The sequence below is a fragment of the Lysinibacillus sp. NPDC096212 genome (assembly GCF_044763105.1).
Lineage (GTDB): Bacteria > Bacillota > Bacilli > Bacillales_A > Planococcaceae > Lysinibacillus.
In genome coordinates this window covers 1-17,425 of record NZ_JBIWFQ010000054.1, presented here as the reverse complement: position 1 = coordinate 17,425, position 17,425 = coordinate 1, and the positions used below count along the sequence as shown (strand labels likewise).

At 35.5% G+C, this 17,425-nt stretch carries 15 protein-coding genes and 2 pseudogenes; 3 read left to right on the top strand and 14 right to left on the bottom strand.

Going from position 1 to position 17,425, the window contains the following annotated elements; genetic code table 11:
• Positions 1-119: pseudogene (locus tag ACIQ7T_RS28000) on the top strand (IS30 family transposase); the annotation flags it as partial.
• Positions 120-697: 578 nt separating this feature from the next.
• Here the strand turns inward: ACIQ7T_RS28000 and ACIQ7T_RS27525 are convergent.
• From ACIQ7T_RS27525 to ACIQ7T_RS27495, 7 genes are all read right to left on the bottom strand, one after another.
• The gene (locus ACIQ7T_RS27525) at positions 698-1,471 is read right to left on the bottom strand and encodes a hypothetical protein (protein ID WP_402875232.1); all 774 of its coding nucleotides are present in this window, start codon (positions 1,469-1,471) and stop codon (positions 698-700) included.
• Positions 1,472-2,188: 717 nt separating this feature from the next.
• Positions 2,189-2,533, bottom strand: a complete 345-nt coding sequence (locus tag ACIQ7T_RS27520; protein WP_402875235.1) for a transposase — start codon at positions 2,531-2,533, stop codon at positions 2,189-2,191.
• Between the two features lie 35 nt (positions 2,534-2,568).
• Positions 2,569-2,793, bottom strand: coding sequence for a transposase (locus ACIQ7T_RS27515; protein ID WP_402875229.1), 225 nt, complete (start codon positions 2,791-2,793; stop codon positions 2,569-2,571).
• 18 nt (positions 2,794-2,811) lie between these two features.
• Positions 2,812-3,276 carry a hypothetical protein gene (locus ACIQ7T_RS27510; protein ID WP_402875226.1) on the bottom strand — a complete coding sequence of 155 codons (465 nt, stop codon included), beginning with the start codon at positions 3,274-3,276 and terminating at the stop codon, positions 2,812-2,814.
• A gap of 132 nt (positions 3,277-3,408) precedes the next feature.
• Positions 3,409-5,199, bottom strand: coding sequence for an ABC transporter ATP-binding protein (locus ACIQ7T_RS27505; protein ID WP_402875225.1), 1,791 nt, complete (start codon positions 5,197-5,199; stop codon positions 3,409-3,411).
• Positions 5,196-6,986, bottom strand: a complete 1,791-nt coding sequence (locus ACIQ7T_RS27500) for an ABC transporter ATP-binding protein (protein WP_402875222.1) — start codon at positions 6,984-6,986, stop codon at positions 5,196-5,198. Before ACIQ7T_RS27500 ends, ACIQ7T_RS27505 begins: the two co-directional genes overlap by 4 nt.
• A gap of 46 nt (positions 6,987-7,032) precedes the next feature.
• Complete coding sequence (locus ACIQ7T_RS27495) at positions 7,033-9,261, bottom strand: YcaO-like family protein (protein WP_402875221.1); 2,229 nt, start codon at positions 9,259-9,261, stop codon at positions 7,033-7,035.
• Positions 9,262-9,987: 726 nt separating this feature from the next.
• Here ACIQ7T_RS27495 and ACIQ7T_RS27490 point away from each other — a divergent pair.
• On the top strand, positions 9,988-10,245 hold the full coding sequence (locus tag ACIQ7T_RS27490) for a toprim domain-containing protein (RefSeq protein WP_402875218.1): 258 nt from the start codon (positions 9,988-9,990) through the stop codon (positions 10,243-10,245).
• 486 nt (positions 10,246-10,731) lie between these two features.
• Here ACIQ7T_RS27490 and ACIQ7T_RS27485 read toward each other — a convergent pair.
• The 6 genes and pseudogenes from ACIQ7T_RS27485 to ACIQ7T_RS27460 all read right to left on the bottom strand — a co-directional run.
• A pseudogene (locus tag ACIQ7T_RS27485) lies at positions 10,732-11,460 on the bottom strand (Mu transposase C-terminal domain-containing protein); the annotation flags it as partial.
• Positions 11,461-11,496: 36 nt separating this feature from the next.
• A complete protein-coding gene (locus ACIQ7T_RS27480; RefSeq protein WP_402875215.1) occupies positions 11,497-11,664 on the bottom strand; it encodes a hypothetical protein in 168 nt (55 codons plus the stop codon).
• 403 nt (positions 11,665-12,067) lie between these two features.
• On the bottom strand, positions 12,068-12,352 hold the full coding sequence (locus ACIQ7T_RS27475) for a DUF2187 family protein (protein ID WP_402875213.1): 285 nt from the start codon (positions 12,350-12,352) through the stop codon (positions 12,068-12,070).
• Between the two features lie 218 nt (positions 12,353-12,570).
• The gene (locus ACIQ7T_RS27470; RefSeq protein ID WP_402875210.1) at positions 12,571-13,521 is read right to left on the bottom strand and encodes a DNA-binding protein; all 951 of its coding nucleotides are present in this window, start codon (positions 13,519-13,521) and stop codon (positions 12,571-12,573) included.
• A 248-nt stretch (positions 13,522-13,769) separates the two neighbouring features.
• On the bottom strand, positions 13,770-14,009 hold the full coding sequence (locus ACIQ7T_RS27465) for a hypothetical protein (RefSeq protein WP_402875207.1): 240 nt from the start codon (positions 14,007-14,009) through the stop codon (positions 13,770-13,772).
• A gap of 89 nt (positions 14,010-14,098) precedes the next feature.
• Positions 14,099-14,281 (bottom strand): hypothetical protein, encoded by a 183-nt coding sequence (locus ACIQ7T_RS27460; protein WP_402875204.1) that lies wholly within the window; start codon positions 14,279-14,281, stop codon positions 14,099-14,101.
• Positions 14,282-14,529: 248 nt separating this feature from the next.
• On the opposite strand from ACIQ7T_RS27460, the gene ACIQ7T_RS27455 reads away from it, so the two are divergent.
• Positions 14,530-15,519 carry an IS30 family transposase gene (locus ACIQ7T_RS27455; protein ID WP_402875201.1) on the top strand — a complete coding sequence of 330 codons (990 nt, stop codon included), beginning with the start codon at positions 14,530-14,532 and terminating at the stop codon, positions 15,517-15,519.
• A 507-nt stretch (positions 15,520-16,026) separates the two neighbouring features.
• Here the strand turns inward: ACIQ7T_RS27455 and ACIQ7T_RS27450 are convergent.
• The gene (locus ACIQ7T_RS27450) at positions 16,027-16,881 is read right to left on the bottom strand and encodes a malate synthase (RefSeq protein ID WP_402875199.1); all 855 of its coding nucleotides are present in this window, start codon (positions 16,879-16,881) and stop codon (positions 16,027-16,029) included.
• Positions 16,882-17,425: the final 544 nt, after the last annotated feature.

The window sequence follows — 17,425 nt, the reverse complement described above, 5'->3', positions numbered from 1 at the left end:
AAGTATCACCAGAAAAACTAACAGAATCATTAAACTATATCAACAACCGACCAAGAAAATGTCTTGGTTGGAAAACTGCAAACGAGGCTTTTAATAAGCAATTGTTGCACTTAATTTGACAAATCATCATATTCAAATGTAAAATTATTGAATGTTTTATACGTTCAACCTCAATTTACGGTGTTGAACGGGTATTGTTCAATTATACTATAAATATTTACACGAAGGATATTAATTACTTTTTAGTTAACTTATCCCTTTGGGAGAATATGAATATCGCAATTAAATAGGCTAATTTCAGTGATTTTCAGAATTATCAGTATTTGCGATAAATAAATACCCCAATCATTAGACTTTCTGTCTTACGATTGGAGACCGTTTCACACTACCTACAAGGACTTCTTTATTTTTTCTACTTCTTCAATTAATAAACACTCCAAAGCTAAAACTTCGATTGCGTTTTACAGCTCATAATATATTTTCTATCGTAAATTTGGGTATATAAAAACTGCACCTCTAATTGTTAGATTGTGACTAACAATTAGGATACAGTTCAATTTGAGTAAAATGCGTTTTGTTTTTCTGAATAAAAATCAAAGATATAAAGAGAAGTTTGTTAATGTTCTAACTCTTCAATTTGATGTTCTTAACCAAAAGAAAAGTTCCATTTTTACACCTCTACTTAATTAAAGGTTATTTACCAACTCAAAGTTGCGTATGCATCTTTTGTTGCCATGGCCGCGTTAGGAGTTACACCTAGCCCAAAGTTCGGATATACTGTAAAAGATGGTATCCATGTAATTGTACCATGTCCATATCGTATCATGATAGTAAATAAACCTTTATCTTTCTTTGTATAAACGTATTGCCCAATATAACCTTTATGTTCACTAAATCCAATCCCTCTTTTAAAACCAAATTTAAACCCAACGCCAGCTAGTCCAGTGTCTGAATTTGGAGTTGTTGTTGATGTCCCAGTCTGCCATCCGAATGCACTATTTGGGCCATCTCTGTACATATATTTCCCTTCAAATTGAGAAATTTTATTATTTACTATTGGAGCTGCAAGCTCAGCTGAATCAGGCCACCCGATTGACATTGCGTCTGTATATCTTTCAGAAGGGTTTTTAATCCATTCGAAGTTACCGTATAGGTACATTTTCTTTTGACCTGCTTTATCGCTTTTCACTTCAAATGCCGATGCTCCTACTTTGACATCTTTATCAGAAAGGGATGCGGTTGGTGTTACAGGTTGAAAACTAATTTTTTTGGCATCATTTTGAATTAACTCTCTTAAAACTTCTACTGGGAAATCATTAATTTCATCTTCTGTTAGACCCACTTCATCTACAAGAGTTGTTACTTCATTCGGTTCTAAAACATCAATTGTTTGGAGCTCATCGGCTTGTGCTGTTAATACACCAGAAAATACTAATAAAGTGAATAAAACAGACGCAAACTTTAATTTCATAATTTTTTCCCTCCTTGTTTTGATCTTTAAATACATATTTTTGTATTTAATACAATATTAGCACTATTTTATAAAAATGGAATATTTTTGTAAAATAGCTAATTTGTTATAAAAATTACATGAAGGAAAACTAACTTGTTGCCGTTGTTTAATAGTGACAGGTACAGAGAATATTCTTAATCTTGATAATAGCAGTGAGAGTAAATAGTAAAATATTTTTGTTACATTAAACTAGTTTACAACATGTCGTTACCCTCTCTACGGCAATCATTAATAGAATTGAAAACAGGTAAGATTGAATCAATTTAATATGAGTAAACAAATTGAGTAATTTCTTTTCATTATATTAGAATTAAGATTATGTTATTTATACATTGTAGGGAGTTTCCATAACGTTCAAAACTAACTTACTTTTATATAAAAAAATCCAAAACTAATAAGGGCATACTAAATAAGCGTATTAGCTTATTTGTTGTAGCTTTGAAATAAAGTTTGAGCAAAAACACTTCGTAAATCCTTACTTTACAGTAAAAAAGAAGAATTCATCTTGAAAAAGATTGTTCAAAATGGATTCTTCTGTACCAATTTTAAGTTTGTTTTTTATAAAAAAGTTGGTTCACTTTCTGCCTGTGCTCCACAAACTCGCCCGATTTGAATAAGAAAATTGTATTCCACACAGTTTTTTATCAATCTTTCACGCGTGTTGATTATCCAAAATCACCCAGTATTTATTTGATATAACTCTCGATGAAATTCGAGTATTTCTTGGAGACCGATCTGCCATTCGATTGGCAGAGTAGCACAAAGAAATTGGCGCGTAAAACCTGCGAAACTAAGACGTTTACAGTTGTTTTTCTTGTGTCCTTCAGTATGCAAAAATTTAAGTAATACGTAGGCAATTAACGCCGCAAAAAGCTGACTAAATACCGCATTTTTGGTCGAGCCAAATAACACCGGTACGTTTAAGTTCTGTTTAATCCAACGAAAAAAGGATTCAATTGCCCAGCGTTCCTTGTACATACCTGCGATTTCTTCGGCTGTGACGTCACGAAGATTGGTAATGACACGTACAATTGCCTCTTCATAATCTGTAAATTCTACGACACGATGGCGGAATCAGCGATGATATTTAACCCTTCAATCTTTGTTCTTTTTAAAGATTTCTTGCGGTTTAATTGGATATTTTCTTTTAAACGGATGACGAAGTCTTGATGCGTATTGGCATAACGATCGGCTTTTTCAATCGAAAAATAAGCACGATCGGCCACAAGGATAAATCGCTTGTCTTCCAGTTCAACACCGATTGGACCATCATGCTTCAAGCCAGTCGTTTCAACGATTTAAAGTGGCATAGCGGTGCGATTTGTGAAACTCACGTGTAGCTTGATGCCTGAACGTTCGCCATGATAAAGTGCCCATGGTAAGCGACTTTTGCCAACTGTAATCGTTGTGGAATCAATGGCTAAGAGCTCTTTTTTGAGTTTCAGTTTGCGTTTCGCTGCTCGGTTTAAACGACCGACAATCAACTCAAAAATTCTTTTGACAATCAGGTAATTCAGTTCGCCTAAACGTTTCGAAAGTGTGGAATAATCCACGAATTTTAGGCCTTTCTCCATTGCCATATCAGAAGCAGCACGCAAGCTTTTCCATTCAAATGTCGCAGCGCCAACTAAGTAGTTTAAAAGCTTTGGGACATCACATTTACGCGCCGTATCTTCAAAACCAAATTCAGCGAGAATCCCCGCGATTTCGTCCTGTGAAATAAAGTTTTGAAGTAGTGTAAAAATCGTGGTATTCTTAGCCATGAGAGATTCTCCTCGTAAATGTTGGTGTGGTAACTTACATTTTACATGGAATCTCTCTTTTTTATTGAATTTTATTGGTAAAAGCTAGTTAATCAACAGGCGTGATTTTCTTCAAGTGTTTGCACCAGAACCCTAATTTTCTCTATTCACATACCAAGCAGACTGTGCTTCCCACATTGTTGCATACTTACCCTTACGCTCAATCAATTCATCATGACACCCAACATCAACAATCTTACCCTTGTCCATTACTACAATTCGATTAGCAAATTTGGCCGAAGCAAGGCGGTGTGTTACCAAAATGGTACATTTATCTTTCGATAAACGCCTAAATTGGCTATAAACCCGTTCTTCCATAATGGGATCTATAGCAGCGGTTGGCTCGTCAAGCACAATGAGGCTATTTGTTTTATAAAGTCCACGAGCTATGGCTATTCGCTGCCACTGTCCTCCAGAAAGGTCAATGCCACCAAATTCAGTTGAAAGCATTGTGTCAAGTGTGATAGAGTCGTCGCCAAATTCACAATCATGAAGAACTCTTTGTATATTGTCATGATTTTGAATTTCTTTCGTATTGCTGATCGCTACATTTTCCGCTAATGTCATCTTATAACACAGAAAATGTTGAAAAACACCCGAAGTTTCTCTAAAAATTGAATTAGGGTGTGTGTTGCTACTATTTAGTCCACCTATTTCTACTGTACCATTATCGGGACGGTAAAGCCCAACAAGTAGGCGGACCAAGGTGGATTTACCAGCACCGTTCTCGCCCACAATGGCAATTGTTTCACCCTCTGAAATAGTAATCGTTGCACCTTGCACTGCCATTTTATTTGTTCCAGGATAAGTAAAATTTACATCTTTTGCTACAATTCCTTTTGAGAAGTCAATAACAGCCTCTTCTCCATCTACTTCCTCCATATCCATCAATCTATAGTATTTTTCAATTTTACCTATGGTTTCACTACCTTGACTAACCTGTATTGATACTAGTTCCTCAGCCATAGAAAAAATTTGTGAAAGTACTCCAAAAACCGCTATAAAAGTACCAATACTAATTTCTCCAGACATAGCCGAATTAAAAAGCATTATAGTGGATACTCCGAATCCAATAAAAGACACCAAACCAAGAACTAATCGGATAAAAGCTGCTTTTCGCTCTACTTTCCACGTCTTTGTTGTCAATAATAACAATGTATTACTGAAAAGGTTCCTAAAGAAACCAAAAGCCCCAAGTATACGAGTTTCTTTGAAGGACAGTTGACTTGATATAGCTTTTTTATAGTAAGTATACTGACGGCGAAGAGGCGCACTTTCATTTTCTAACCCTATAAACACCTTCACCTGAACTAATTGCCCCAAAATCGCTGGTACAAATGACAGGAAAATTATTAAAGGAAGTAGGGGCGATAGTCCAAAAAAATAAATGGATACAGATACAAAAAATACACCATAATACGTGAACACACGCAAGCAATTGGTAGAAAAACTTCCTAATGCCTCATATTCTATACACCTTTTCGATTTGTCTATGTTATCCAAAAAATTGGGGTCTTCAAAATGCTTTGGTGATACACGACTAAGCTTTAGCATAAGTTCTGACATAAACTTACCAACATTTTTATATGATACATAACCTTGCAAGTACTTATCAATACCCCTAAGCACCTGTTGACCTATAGTTACAGCTGCCATTGTGCCTAATGCAATCCCAACCTGCAAATAGCTGGCATTACCCATGCTCGCCTCAGTGATTAAGTCGAATAATTGTTGCGTGACTAAAATCGCTACTATCCACGAAAGAGAACTAAGTACTGCAACACCATGTTCTAACACAGCCCGACCTTTGGAAGCCTTGATATACTGTAAAATAGACCGGAACACAACGTATACAATTCCATACTTGTACCTTTTGCCTATCACTCATACCACCTCCTCTGCGATTCGAACATTTTAGCATATACGCCCCTCATTTTAATTAATTTATTATGGGTTCCTCTCTCAGTAATTTCTCCGCTCTCTATTACCAAAATTTCATTGGCCAACTTGGTAGAACCTAGACGGTGGCTGATAAAAATTGTAGTTTTATCTCTCATAAGCTCTTCAAATTCTCGATAAATTCTACTTTCCGCAATTGGATCCAAGGCAGCCGTTGGTTCATCCAAAATCTTTATAGGTGCCGGGCTTATTAACGAGCGTGCAATAGCTATTTTTTGCCACTGTCCACCTGATAGGTCTGAACCGTCCTTGTCAATTTTTCCAAGAGGTGTACGTAATCCATCTTTCAAATTTGCAATTGTATCAGTCAAGGCAACCTTATCAGTAACCTTATGAATATCTTCGATACTTACATCCTCTGAAGTATTACCAAGGGCAATATTGTCCGCAAGAGGAACCTCATATCTAGCAAAATCCTGATATACAACTGAAAACATAGCCTTTAAAGTAGATGTTTCATATGTACGAAGTTCCTTTCCGTTAATTAAAATCTCTCCGTCATATACATCATATAGCCCCGTTAGAAGCTTAATAATGGTAGTTTTACCCGACCCATTTGCACCAACAAAAGCATAGTGCTTACCGCCCTCAATATTAAATGATACATTGCGTAAGGCGTAGTTTTCTGCATTTGGATACTTAAACCACACATTTTTGAAGGACAGTCTCTCAAAAACAGGTGGTATTTTATCAGGCAAATCAGTTGCACCATCCTGCAAATCCAAAGCCATAAACGCCGTCAAATCATCTATACACCTCTTAGCATATGAAAGGTTTTTTGCTGCCTCTTGTAACGTCCCTCCAATGGTTGTAGCCATTGCAAAAACAGCAGCAACAATTCCCATGAACATACCAGGGCTTAAAGTTCCAGCTATAACAGGCTTTATAAGAGTAAATGATATAAGTAAAGCAATAGCTGACATAAAAATACCAGTAGCCTCCATAGCTATTTTCGTTCTAACTGCTACTCTTTCTTGTATTTTTCTAGCTATTTCAAAGTGTTCACTATAAAGATTTACAGTATAGTCCGCATACCCAAAAAGAGTACGCTCCTGTGTGGCTTCACGACTAGTCAAGATATCATCGCTGTAATAGCTAAAGCGACGTTCGTAAGGCCAAGCTTCCATCCAAGCATTGTAGTTTTTACCCCCAGCCTTAAGTGACATCCAAAACAAAGGTATACTCAAAATGGCAATCAATATTGTTGCCCACCAAACCTGTGTCAGAATCAAGGTCAAAATTGCAGCTATCGAAACAATACTACGAACAACTGTAGCGCAAGCACGTATACCATTTAGCATGTTTACAACAATACCTTCAGATAAACGTTCCACGAGTTCCCAAGTATCGGAATCTTCAATATATTTATATTTCAGACTTGCCCGTGTGTCTAAGATAGTAGGTTCAAGCTTAAACTTCATAACAATTTCAAGTCGCGATTGCAATAACCCCAAAAGAGTATCAAATATATTACTTATGACAACAACACCCAGCAACGCTCCAAGTGGGGCATATAATGTACTTACTATCAATTCACCTGCAAATACCGCAAAAGCAGTATCTACAAAAACCGACGTTGCAAAAACAACCGCAAATGTGGATATTAAACCCTGTGTGAGTTCCAATAAAACATATGCCACTAGCAATAATGGGGAAATTTCAAAAGGAATACGCAGTATATCAATCCATTTGTATTTTCTTGTTTTTAACATTAAATCATGCCCCCCCTCTATAATATTTTTTACAAAGCATTGATATTTAATGCTGATAGTCACCCATAAATAACTCTTCATATGTCATCTTTTTATCGCTATAGCCACATCTAATACCAAATTCAAACAATCTTTTGCTGGCCGAGATTATTGGATGATTCATTCTTTGAATGTCGCCAGTTACTATGGTTCTGACAACTTTAACGTTCATGTCTGGCTTGGTCAATTCAACATAATAAACATCTCCACCAATTTTATCTTTAATTAGACTCGTTATTTTTTGAATGAGATCATAGGAGCTGTTAAATTCAAAAACTGGCTTTCCTATTACTGTTTTCCTATCTGTTTTGCCCAGTACATCCTTATTTACTACAAAATGCTGATTATAAAGATTAACTAGACTTGTAGACAAAACACTCCTAGTTATTAAGTTAGATTTACTACCGGCAAAAAGAGAATCGCAAAACTGCGCAGCTTCTGTAATAGAACGTTCAAGTGCTATTTCTGGTGATACATGACACCCAAACCCGTTATAAGAATACTGCGAGAAATTTTCTCTATTTGTTATATAAGTTCTAAATACAGGAATGTTCAAATCATTGGTATAGTCGCGTGTTATAATGTCATATCCCATGGATTTAACCTTTGCTACAATTTCTTTTACTTTCGCACTACTTGAACTCGTATAGTCAACTATAGGCAATATATACGGGTTGGATTGACCTATAAGCCAAGCATCATGCTCGATGACCTCAAAAAGTCCATGTAATATAGCATCCTCTAATGTTGCAGCTGACGCAACCCCGGTTGACGCTGTTCCGAACAGTGTACCCTTAAGTTCAACGTCAAACATAAAAACTAAAAAAGCTGGCACTAACTTTTTACCCGCACCAGATAGGGAAGTTGCAACAACCCAATCGGTTTCAATATTTTCATCAAACTTTTCGTAAGCCGTGTCTGTGTTCATTATCGTGCTAGCTAAGTATGGCATATCTATAGCAAGCTTCTTTACATCTCTGTATTTAGCGGCAATGATTGGAACGTCACCTGTGTATTGTCTACTAATATGTTCTATCATCTCAAAACCTGCAGAAAAATAAGCTTGAGATTTTGTAAGACCCTTACCAGCCCCCCTATCAGGTCTTAGGATATATGATAAATCGGATGTACTCATTTCATCGGAATATGCACTAAATGAAGGTGCAATATCTCTAAAAGGGTTACCATCATCAAACTCAATCCTAATTTTAGTTCCTAGCTTTTTAAGTTCCTTATCTAGTATTTCCTTGGTTTCACTTTCGGTTTTTGAACGAATACCGCCTGTTTGGTATTTAACGGTATCATAGGATAGGTGGGTAGAGTTTGTGTCTAAAATCTCGCTTAAAGCGGTCTCCGTGTTAACTTTAATGTAATTTTTATTGATCCCTTTGCAAAAATCGCAGTAAGTGGTTGGCAACTTTACTTCTTTGTCTAGACACAAAGATGTAGTTTTAAAGAAGTATTGGCAGTTTATAAGTTCTGACGACAAACCGTTAAAATGGCTTGTTATTTCAGCGTATACTTTATTAACCAAGTACGATATAACACTCTCTTCAAATTCAAATGAAACACTATATGAATATTTAAGGCTTTTTAAGTCATTAATCCCTATCTTTTCATCACAAGAAACATGAGTGTTTATATTTTTGAGCTTAGAGCTTATAATGCATTCCAAGCAGACACTTTTTTTAGGCACAACTAACGGTCCTACCATAATATCAATCCCGTTAAAATTAACTTGGACAAATGGCTTATTATACCTATATAATTTTTCGTTTACACTCAATAAATCTGCATATGTGCAATCAGATGGTGCAAATATAGCCACATCAAAATCGCAAATAAAAGTATCTTCAAGAAAGCTAACGGTAGTTATACGAAAACATTCTTTAATCTTATCAAATTCGTCACTCAATGCACCATCCCCTATCACTAAGGTTTTTGGCAGTTTTTTGGTTGTAGAGTTAGTTTGAGGAATCTTTATAACTCCTTCATTCAAAATAGTTAGTAGAAAATTTCTAACTTCTTGCATTGAGTATCTATCTTTAAAATTTTTTTCAATTTCTTCAAAGGTATTATTTCCATCAACATATAACAATACCTCTTCAAGAAGAGTAGGCTCACAATAAAACACCTTAATTTCCCCTGAAGAAAAGGAAGAAATTACCTTATTGCTATCGTTTCGATAGTTGTATAATTCATTAATTAATGGTATGTCATATGGATCATATCTCATAATATCTGCTCCCCTAACTAATAGTTACATATGTATTTGATTCCAACTAGCCATAAAAGTAGACATTGGGAAAAGCATATCCACTCCTCCCAATGTCTATTGATTTATGGCGACTTACTGTATTAAACCTTTTTTTGTTCGTTTCCGTTTTGGGATCCACCTAACGGTTTTACCAACTGCTCTTTTTGCTCTTTAACTACGGTAATACGCATAAAAACACCCCCCATTTTTAAAAATACTATGACCTTATAATATACATTTCGTAGCAAATGCTCCTAGGTCAAAGTTCAATATGATATATACTAAAAATATCCATATCGATAAATTAAATGTATGCTCTCTTCTTCCTTTTGTCAACAAAAATTACAATATTCTACAAATGCATGAGAAGTTGTTGGAAGCAAAAGCAAAGCCAAATCAAATTATTACAATCAATCTTTATTAAAAGACTCTGATGACTTTCCTGTAACTTATCTAGGCAGGTATGAATTAATAATCAATACATTAGTTACTATTTCGGGGGGAGAGCTAAAAGAAGCTTATTTAGAAAGAGGTATTAGTCCTGTATTTTAATAATTTACAATGGAATTTTAAGGGAGAATAAGCTAATATGAAAATATAATACATTTTGCGAAGCACGCAAAGAGACGATTTTGTTTCTTTGCGTGCTTTTTTATTTGCTAGAGAAATAGCCGTATTTAAAATCTAATGAATGGGGGCGAGTGTTTGCAATTAATCATAGCTGAAAAGCGAGAGGCTGCTTTTGCAATGGCTCAAGCATTATTACCTACGAATTTTAAGGAAGAATCATATTACTTTTATGGTGGTACGAATATATACATCACTTGGCTACAAGGACATCTACTTACGCAATTAGAACCTGGTGAGAAATATGCTGGGAAAGAGTGCATTTCAAATAAGCAATTTAGTAAAAAAGCGTTAGGAGCAATAATTCCTCTTATTACCTCCATCAACGGTAAATAATATCGCTCCCCGTTAGAATTAATAGAAAACGTTTGTGATTTTTCTACAAAACTCGTTTTTCCTATTTCATAATCCTTTTCAAAAAACTTAACTTGCGATGGGTGGATTGTGACTGTCACTTCTTCTGTATCATTGGGCGGATTTGGTCTTGTAATTATTCCATCGACATAATAATGCTGAATTTTCAAAGACGACAATACGCCCCAATCCACAACTAGCCGTTCTGTTTTATAAGACTCATCAATTTTCCCGTTGAAATACACCGGCAAATAAACCTTCTTTTCCAATTTAATTGGTATGCCAATACAATCTAATTTCACACGTGCTCCTTTATCGAACGGCCAATCTTTAAGTTTTATGTCTTTGTTGCCCAACAATTTCACCTCGCTCTCTCAGTAAGTATGCTCCTAATATCGGTCGGATTTTTTGGAAATCCCTTGATTTTAATCCTGCTGGTATGGATGAGGAAAGCGAGGAGTGGGATTACCTATAATCCATGTCTCCACGCTCTCGGTACTCCTTTTGAATACCACCTGGCGCTTTTTGTTTCACTTTTCCGTTAAACATCCTAAATTTGCGCTCAACAATCCCTTTTAAATCACCACGATATGCAGTTGTATTTTCAATTTTGACATTCAAATTATTAATCAGCCCAGCTACCGAATATCCTTCAAATTCCCCTCGATCTGCAATGATAATTTCAGGCAAATGATTCGTCGGCCATTGCTCTTCTGTAATCTCTATATCATATTGCTTACAAAATTCAACCTTATCGGCTACCATGTTATCTAGTGCCATCATGGCACCTACCCATGATGGTCCCTCTAAGCCAACATAAATTCCCGTAATAATACGTGAATAGACATCTACGACTGCATAAACAACAGGTCTACCAATAACTTTATTTATATCAAAAGAGCTAACTAAATAAATATCCGCGGCTGTTGCATCAATTTGAAAGCGCGTCCCTGGACCATTTGTTTCTGCTTTAGAATTACTAATAAGCGGACGATGCTTTAACTCATATTCCTTAGCACTTTTACGAAACTCAATATCTTTTTTAGGGTCTTCAAACTTTTTGAACCAATAGTAAAACTGTTGGTAGGAGGGGATACGATTCGCTTCCCAAATACGATACTGAAGCTCACCGTTTTCTTTATAACGGTCCGAATAAAAATCACGCAAAATAAAATGATAAACGTCTTTTAATGAGTAGATGTGTGGATTGCCCATACGTTAAAGTGCTTATATTTATTGCTCTTTAGAAGAAAATAAATCAGGAACCTTATAAATGGATACAATGCCCTTACTGTAATTCAACATTCGAACAGCTTCTAAAAATCGGAATACCGTACGAACACGACTAGCCGCTAAATTGGTTTCTTCACTTATTTCATTTATATGAACAGGGATTGTCATAGAGCGATCTAACCGCTCCGAAATAAACTCCAATAAGATGGTAGCGTGCTCTATTAGTAATTTAAGATGTGTACTGTAAATTAAGGGATATTATTTTTAAGGCATTTACACGTCTTAAATAGAAATCTTCCTTCCTTGAAGGCGATAGTAAATTATCTGTACTACGGCATTGTAAAACCCATTCATGCAACGGTTGTTGCAATACCTGGTGTGTCATAAAGTAAACAATCCTTTCTTAGTCAAAAAATAGTTGACCACATGGCGAATATTCGCCACAATACTAAAAATGTACCTACACACGCGATAGCACGGAAAAAACATGATCTTATAACAGATACAATTTTCCATGCTATACAAAGTGCGAAAACTAAAAATATTATTGGAACAACATCGGCTAGATTATTCAGATACTGTCCCTCCCTTCTCCTAAATCGTTCAAATTATTAATAACTGTGTAATTTTTATGATTTACCAATGTTGTTGGAGATTCAAGTCGAATTCTAGCTGCATCTGAATCACTAATTGAAACGAATGCGGTGTTTTCACGATACATTTCAACCACACCTTGTATGATCAAGCCGTTTCTCTCGAATTGTATTGTATCCCCGTACGATGCATGATTTCTTTTTAACTTTTTAGGGAAACATTTAACTTGCTGCATATCCCATGAATTTGAAAGATTTACCATGTTTGTTCCTCCCTTTTTGACTACAAAAAACCCCTTCATTAACACGAAAAAGACTGCATGTTTTTAGCAGTTTTTTCATGTTAATGAAGGGGTGTTCCCATTCAAAATTTAATTGGAAATATATGTACTTTATCGGTATTATAACAATCAACATCTGAATGTTCAATAAAATTTTTAAAATTACTTAACTGTCGTTAAAGTGCTGGCAATCAGATGTATTAGTTTTGTTTTTTATTAAAGAAATCTTGGATGATTTTTTGACCCATTATACTCTCGGTCTTATTCTGCTTATTTGCTAGTTCTGATAATTGTTCATGATAAACCTTAGGAAGAACAACTACAACACGTTTATCAAAGCAAATTACCTGTAACGTATCGTCTAAAAGCTTAATTTCACCGTTATGTGTATAATCATTTAATTCTAAGAGTCTTTGAATATGCTCTGATTCTGCAGATACCTTCCAGTCGTTCATCTTTAGTCGCCCATTAATACTTTCATCAGTTAATAGTAGCTGTGCATTTTCGATACCAAATACATTATAAATAGCATCTACATATAGATAAGCGTTTTTTTCATTCTTTGGTATCGTAAAGTTAACATACATTGTGGATCGAACAGTTGGCTTATGTATGTCGTATAATGGTTTAGAATTGTTTAGATTCTCAAATGGTAAAAATCCGGTCTCTGTGTAGAATCCCCAACGTTTTCCTTCAATCATAACGCGGTATTTTCTTCCGTCTTCATCAACAAATGGTTGTAATAGCGCGATGTTCAATTTACTATTATAGAAATTATTTTTAGTTCTGAAATGTACAAAAGTATTTTCTAAAATTAGTTGGTCCAATGTTTCTTTTATTTCAGGTGAAATGAGATAAGTTTGTCGCAATCCATGTGTGCCTTTAGGAATTTCAATATCATTATCTGCTATTATTCTTTTTAAAAGCTCTGGACTAACTTTCTTTTCCCTTGCATAGGAATTTAAACTCATATGATTACTTGTAGCGGACATTTTAGCTTTTAAATCGGAAACACTTTCAGCTGTAAAAAGACGTTGGCCATTAATTGCAAATTTTAAATTAGGTTGTTCAATTTCGACAAGGAGTCCTTTTTGAATGTATTTGTAAACCGTAGACTCAGCGACGCTTAAGGTCTCAACGACTTCTTTCATAGTTAGACCCTCTTCTAATTTCTCCTCATTATTGTGCATCACATTCATTCCTTTCAAAATTAAACAACTATAAGATACCTCTTAGGTCTTATAGTTAAAAAAGTTACTAACTAAGCTTTCTAAATTTTGTTCTATATAGTATACCTGGGCAGGCTTAGGTCGATTATGAAAATATTGTTTTAGAAAAGCATCGATGATAGTGTTAGAGCTCCAATGAACATAATCTTTATTGCCATTATTCCAAACTGTCATGGAAACACATGTAGTACCGCTTCTACTACCATCCAATTTTCATATACACTTCGAACGCATATTTTTAAATCATCTATGTTTATCCTAGCTCCTTGCAATAATGGTATCACATGATTGTTTAATAATGTATCCTCATATTTCGGGCAAACCTTTGTAACATGTTCTTTAATAATTTTTATAGAGGGTTGGTTATATAGTTCTTCACTAAATAGATCTATTTGCTCTATTACTTGCATGTATACAACTCCTAATTAATTATCTATTTTTAATTTTCAATGTATTTAAAATAAACGGGTATGATTATATCTCATTCCTCCGCAACATACTATTTTTTTAATTCAGTCACTGTAAATGTTAAATCTGTTAAATCATCATTGATACCAACTCTTTTTGCTGCTCTTTCCACTGCATTTATTCTTCCCCAGGCACGTAATTTAATTGTTGTTGCATCTCCTGAAGGTGAAGTAGCAATGACTGTAAATTTTCTATATCGCATAATATCAAGCAAAGAGCTATGTTCGGCCACAATTGATATATACATCAATAGCAATAAAAATAAAAAACGGCGAATAGTAGAATCAAGTTGAACACTTTAGAAAAATAAAAACATCGTACGCGAAATCGTGTATTATTGAGGTTCCTACACCAATCAATAAGAAGGGATTTCGAATACGATGCTAGAACAGAATAACATAAAAACACCGAATAAGAAAACCACGCCTTACACAGTTTCAACGTGGAGAACTTCAAGGCTACTTGAACGCTGGAATTACAAATAAGAGTGAACTTGCGCGAAAACTCAAGGTTTCTCGCGGGACAATCTACAATGAACTAGCCCGTGGAACGACCACTCAAGTAAAGAAAACTAACGGAAAACATATCTACACGACGCAATATCTTGCGGAAACAGGTCAAGCTGCAACAGATCGAAACGTGGCTCGTTCTCGTAAACCGTTGAAGTTTGAACGTGTGAAGGCATTCTTGGCATTCGTTGACGGACTGTTACTTGATCGCACAAAGACCATGTCTCCAGATGCGATTGTTGGTCTTGCGAAGCTCAAAGGGTTGTTTTCTCCGGAGGAAATGGTCTCTACAAAGACGCTCTATCACTATATCGGGCTTGGTCTTCTAAAAACTCGAAACAGTGACCTTCTCTTAAAGGTACGTCGAAATACCAAGAGTACTAAGAAAACGCACCGCCCGAATAAGACGGTTCTCGGTAAAAGTATTGAAGAACGTCCTGATAGCGTTGAATCTCGTGAAGAATTCGGTCATTTTGAAATTGACTCCGTCGTAGGGCGCAAGGATAAAGAAGATGATGTGCTATTAACCTTGATTGAACGTAAAACCCGTCGTGAATTCATCGTAAAAATGGACGGGAAAGACGCCGATTCAGTTAACTACGCACTCTCTTCAGTCCTCAAAGAATTTGGTGAATATGCATCTACTGTCTTCAAATCAATCACGGCAGATAATGGTTCTGAATTCGCGGGGTTGTCAGAAATGTTTGGTGATAGGATAGATATCTATTTCACTCATCCTTATTCTTCATGGGAGCGTGGAACGAATGAGAACCACAACGGAATCATCCGTCGTTTCATTCCTAAAGGACATGCGATTGAGGATTATAGCCGGACGCAGATTCATATGGTTGAGGAAGCTATGAACAACCTACCAAGAAAAATGTTTGACTACAAGACACCAAATGAACTGTTTGAAGAGGAACTCCAGAAACTGGTCGCTTAAAGATCGCGGGGACACCCCGCACCCCTTGAGCCTCCCTCGAAACAGAAAAGTCTCCTGTTCATCAGTCAGCTGCAAATCCTAACCTGTATTGGCTAGATCCGCAAGGAAAAGCGCCTTGCAGATCTAGCCAACACAGGTTGAACGAACTATGCCGACCGACGAACAGAAGACAAAGGAACCTCTGGGGTGTTTTTGAAAAAAGTGTTCAACTTGTAATTGCAATTTAGGAATAGTTTTTAATCCCCTTCTATAAGCAAAAATATCACCAAACGATCTGACCTGTTTGTAGAACAAGAAAAAATCCTGCATATATCAACACAGGATTTTTAATCAAACTTTTTTATAAATGTCGCAACTTTTTTTAAAACTTCGCATATTTTTTATAAACATCGTTACTTTATTTCAAATCTACATTATTAGCAAACAGAGCCAGGCACTGTTCGGCATTAGTGATAGATAGGAGAATATGTCAGTCTCCTGTCATTCTTATTATCTTTGGGCTAACGTTTAAATACGCATTAATGCGCCATTAGGCTTTGGTAACTCTTGAGCTGTTATCTGATTCATTATACAAAAATGTTTAAAAAATTGTTGTGCCAACTCTCGTTCATTTGGGTCACTTTTCAACGAAACTATATCAAGCAAAATTTGAGCCATCCATGAATTTTCAAAATAACGGTATTTACCTGTATTCCATGTCATTTTTTCGGGGAATTTTTCATTTATATAATATTGCCAGAAAAGCAGCTGATCTGATTCCTGTTCTGTAAGTTGAATTCTGTATTTTGAATGAGCAGGAATATTTCCATCTTCACAAAGCTTACCGATAAAATCTTCATTCACCATATAGACACCCAAGATACGTCTGTCTTTTTCAGGCATGCCGGAATCTATTGCTGTTAATAGGACAGCGCTATTTTGGTGCAAGCGGCTCGGCTTGTTTGGCTTTCCTTTGTTATTACCACTTTTTAAAACGCCTGAAAAAACTTCCCACTCTGAAAAAGAACTATTCTGTTCTTCTGTGTCACACCAAAAAACCATTTGTGATTCGAGATGAAGTTTATGGTTTTTCATAAGTTTTTCGTGTTCCCAGCGAAGTTCGAGTTTTTTTCGTTGTAGTTTTTTTTCCTCTTCCTTCTTCCGTTCTTCCTCCCTTCGTTCCATTTCCTTTTTTTGTATTATTTTTTCAAGTGAATTAGCATCACTTTTATCATGTAGTTTTAGGTGCTTTCCAAATACATCAGGGAAAACAAACATTTTATTTTCCGATGCGAAATGTATTTCAATACTAGAATCATTATGTTTAACTATACTACCCGTGCCAAAACGCTTGTGTGTAACTTTCTTATTGATTAGATTCATTATTCTAGTCCTCCTTATGGAAAAAACAGTTACTATTAGATAGTAAATTAATAATTTTATTCAACTAACTTCCTTTAAAGCTCTCATAGCTGTTTTTATTTCTTTCTTGGGCTTAAAAAGGATATTAAAAAAACGTATCCAAATTCTATCTGCAAAAAGGACAGCGGAATTCAAATACGATTTAAAAAAACCTATTGTAAGACAATTGTAACATTTTTTAATAAATTTGCAAATTTATTATTGACAAAATATTTTATAATGAGGTAAAATAAAATATTTATCCACTGAATATCCTTAAAATAACTATGAAATTAAGGCCTCCAAAAATTCGTGAAACTTCTGAAGGCCGGGATCCTGTTGTCACACATGGAATGTTACTTTAGGAGTTATTTTGCACCCATATTAAGTGCTATTTTGCACTATGAGTAAATATAAAAAGCCTAATTTCTTTAAAGTGTACCCTTTGTAAAGGACATTTTGAAAAAAAGCTAAGCAACCTTTTGAAGCTGCTGTCTGTATTTTGCAGGCGGCAGCTTTTTCAAGT